Genomic DNA, 3,680 nt, shown 5'->3' on the forward strand with positions numbered 1-3,680 from the left:
AAATTTACTATTCCTAATTCTACCCTTCCGGAGAAGCAAGCTACATTCCTAACTCCTAACTCCTCACTCTTAACTCCTAATTCCTCACTTGTTGTTGATATCTATAAACAACTTGCTGATTTTGACTTACAAATATCATTCACCACAGATGACCAACCTTTGGGATTATTGGGGGGTTCTGGGGCTGGAAAGAGTATGATTTTACGCTGCTTGGCAGGGGTAGAAACACCCACTTCAGGACAGATTATTTTGAATGGACGGGTGTTATTTGATTCGCAAAAAAAGATTAATGTACCATCATGCGATCGCAAGATTGGTTTTCTAGTCCAAAATTACGCTTTGTTCCCCCACATGACGGTAGGGCAAAATATCGCTTTTGGTTTACCAAAAAAATTATCCAGTAAAGCTATTAAACAACAAGTCGAAACTCAATTAATCGGGGTACAACTAGCGGGATTAGGCGATCGATATCCTCACCAACTTTCTGGGGGACAGCAACAACGGGTAGCATTAGCAAGGGCATTAGCTTCGCAACCGGAAGCGCTTTTATTAGATGAACCATTTTCGGCTTTAGATACATATCTACGCAGTCAACTTGAGCAGGAAATGGTGACAAAATTAGCTGATTACGGTGGTGTGTCTTTATTTGTCACCCACAATATGGAAGAAGCTTACCGAGTTTGTCCAAATTTATTGGTTTTGGAACGGGGAAAATCTGTTCAATACGGTTCCAAACAAGAGATTTTTGAGCATCCCCAAACTGTGACTGTTGCTCAAATTACGGGTTGTAAAAACTTTTCTCAAGCTACCAAAAATGGTTCTGAATATGTAGAATCTGAATATGTAGAAGCTGTTGATTGGGGTTGTATATTGCGAGTAAATAAACCAATCCCCCCCAATTTATCCCACATTGGGATTCGCGCCCATCAAATCAGCTTTACTAACAACCCAGAACAGGAAAATACTTTTAGTTGTTGGTTGGTAAAGACAAGTGAAACTCCTCACCGAATGACGGTATTTTTGAAATTACAAAATCCTCCTGAAAATGTGGAGGATTATCATCTGCAAGCGGAAGTATTTAAAGAAAAATGGGAAAAAATCAAAAACCAGCCTTTTCCTTGTTACCTGCGCTTAGATTCCCTGCGGTTGATTTTGATGGAACGATGAATAAAATATGACCCCTCCCTAACCCTCCCCTTGGAAAGGGGAGGGAACAATATTTCTTGTTTCCCCCCTTTGCAAGGGGGGATTAAGGGGGGTAATTCCGCTTTTTACAAAGAACTCTCAATCAACGTGCGATATTCGCTCTTCTGCTTCACACCTTTTACTTCCTTCAACAATTCCTTATCCTTGAAAAACTGTACAGTTGGTGTACCTGTCACCCCCGCATTCTCCGCAATATCTCGGTCAGCATCGATATCAATTTCGATAAAATGAACTTTACTATCAAACTCATCAATTACCTTATTTAATATGGGTTTGAGGGTATGACAAGGACCACAACCAGGAGAAACATATTTGACAACGAGTAAGCGATCGCTATCGTGGAATAATTTCCGCAATGCAAATCCTCCTACATGTCTTGTGCCATTAATGTCAAACTCCTCGGAAGTAATTTGCTTGACTTTTGACTGATGCTCCATCTCATTGTCGGGAGTGTGGGGAACTTGCTTAAATTCCTGAATCAGACCATTGGCAGATAACCACCGTTCTGCTAACATCGCTGCCGCACATCCCGAACCTGCGGCTGTAATCGCTTGGCGAAATTCATGGTCTTGGACATCACCCGCAGCAAAAACCCCTTCTACACTGGTTTCTGGCGAACCTAGCTTAGTGACAATATACCCGACTTCATCGAGTTCGATTTGTCCCGTAAATAAAGATGTGTTGGGTTTATGCCCAATAGCATAAAATAACCCTTTCGCCTTGACAACAGTTTCCTCACCCGTCAGACTGTTGCGAACCTTCACCCCCTCCATATGCCCATTCCCAAAAATATCCACTGCTTCCGTATTCCAATACACTTGGATTTTCGGGTTACTTAAAACACGGTCTTGCATTGCCTTCGATGCCCGCATTTGTTGCGATCGCACCAGCAAATTCACCTTGGAACCATATTTAGTCAAATAAATTGCCTCCTCCGCAGCCGAATCACCCGCACCAATTACAGCCAACTCCGCACCGTGAAAAATTGGAGTTGCTCCGTCACAAATCGCACAAGCCGAAATTCCCCGACTCCAAAATTCATGCTCGCTGGGTAAACCCAACCGTTTCGCCGTTGCCCCAGTCGCGATCGCAATACTATGTGCCTTAAATTCTCTCTCTTCGGAACGAACAGTAAACGGACGCTGACTTAAATCAACCGAAATCACATCTTCTGTGTATAATTCCGCACCCCAACGCTCCGCTTGCGCCTTCATATTATCCATCAAATCTGGTCCCGTTATCCCATCCGGAAACCCAGGAAAATTCTCGACTTCCGTCGTCGTCATCAACTGCCCACCAGGCAATCCCCCAGCTTGGAAGCCTTCAAATACAACAGGTTTGAGGTTTGCTCTTCCCGCATAAATTGCCGCAGTGTAACCAGCAGGACCAGAACCAATAATTACTAAATTTTCAATTTTGGGATGTTCTTGTGTAGGATTTGTCATAATTGCTTATCTAAACTCATACCGACTTCGTTTAATGCCAGTTTAACACAAATTTAGGTTTAAGGAAGGGGAAGATGAACCCAAATAATGATGGTAAAGTCAAATATATGTGGAGGTGGGAACTGTGACCCAAGCCCAAACGCAAATACAAACTGAAACCAAAGTATATACCTTCGATGAATTTATCGAATGGTGTCCAGAAAACTCAGAAGTCCGCTATGAATTGCACGATGGGGTAATTGTGGAAATGCCAAAACCCAGGGGTAAACATTCAAAATTAACGGGTTTTGCCATTGAAGAATTGCTTCTAGCCATTAGAGAAATAGGAAAGCGAGGGATTTGGTTTATTCCCAGAGAATCGATTGTAAAACCAAGTCGTGATAAATGTGGGTATGAACCCGACATCATTATTTTAGACCAAGAAAATCTCGGTAATGAAACACGCTGGGAAACAGAATCAGTAATTCAAAATGCAGCTTCAATCAAAATAATTGTAGAAGTAGTCTCGACAAATTGGCGTGATGACTACTATGATAAGTTTCGAGACTACGAAGAAATGGGTATTCCTGAATATTGGATTTTTGATTATGCGGCTTTGGGTGGACGTGATTTTATCGGCTATCCCAAACAACCCACAATCTTTGTATGCGAGTTAATCGAAGGGGAATATGTAAAAAAAATATTTCGAGGAAACGACTTAATTAAATCCCCAACCTTCCCCCAATTAAACCTTACCGCTCAACAAATTTTTGACTCACCCCTATAGATTGGATATAGATTGGTGCTATATGCCTCCGCAGGAGTATATTTCCCCTCTCCGTTCACCTACGGTGTACACACAAGTATACCCAGAGCGGGTTTCATCGTTCCCAGGCAGAGCCTGGGAACGCAACCCCAGAGGCTCCGCCTCTTGGTGTGACTGGAGGCGAAGCCTCTCGGAGGGCATTCCCAGGCAGAGCCTGGGAATGAGGAGGAAAGAGTATAGAAAGCTTAAAACCCTTGCAGATAGGACTTGTGTGTACACCGTAG

The 3,680-nt window shown here is 42.8% G+C and carries 3 protein-coding genes; 2 read left to right on the plus strand and 1 reads right to left on the minus strand.

Annotation, left to right across the window (positions count from 1 at the left end):
* Positions 1–1,167: sulfate/molybdate ABC transporter ATP-binding protein (locus CK510_RS27790; protein WP_143289473.1), on the plus strand; the 1,167-nt coding region annotated here is incomplete at its 5' end.
* A 104-nt stretch (positions 1,168–1,271) separates the two neighbouring features.
* On the opposite strand, the gene trxB is transcribed toward CK510_RS27790, so the two are convergent.
* Positions 1,272–2,651: a thioredoxin-disulfide reductase gene (trxB, locus tag CK510_RS27795; protein WP_095724728.1), complete on the minus strand. Its 1,380-nt coding sequence runs from the start codon at positions 2,649–2,651 to the stop codon at positions 1,272–1,274.
* 124 nt (positions 2,652–2,775) lie between these two features.
* Between trxB and CK510_RS27800 the strand changes: the two genes are divergently transcribed.
* Positions 2,776–3,417 carry a Uma2 family endonuclease gene (locus tag CK510_RS27800; protein WP_095724729.1) on the plus strand — a complete coding sequence of 214 codons (642 nt, stop codon included), beginning with the start codon at positions 2,776–2,778 and terminating at the stop codon, positions 3,415–3,417.
* Positions 3,418–3,680 lie beyond the last annotated feature (263 nt).

Source organism: Brunnivagina elsteri CCALA 953, from assembly GCF_002289455.1.
Lineage (GTDB): Bacteria > Cyanobacteriota > Cyanobacteriia > Cyanobacteriales > Nostocaceae > Brunnivagina > Brunnivagina elsteri.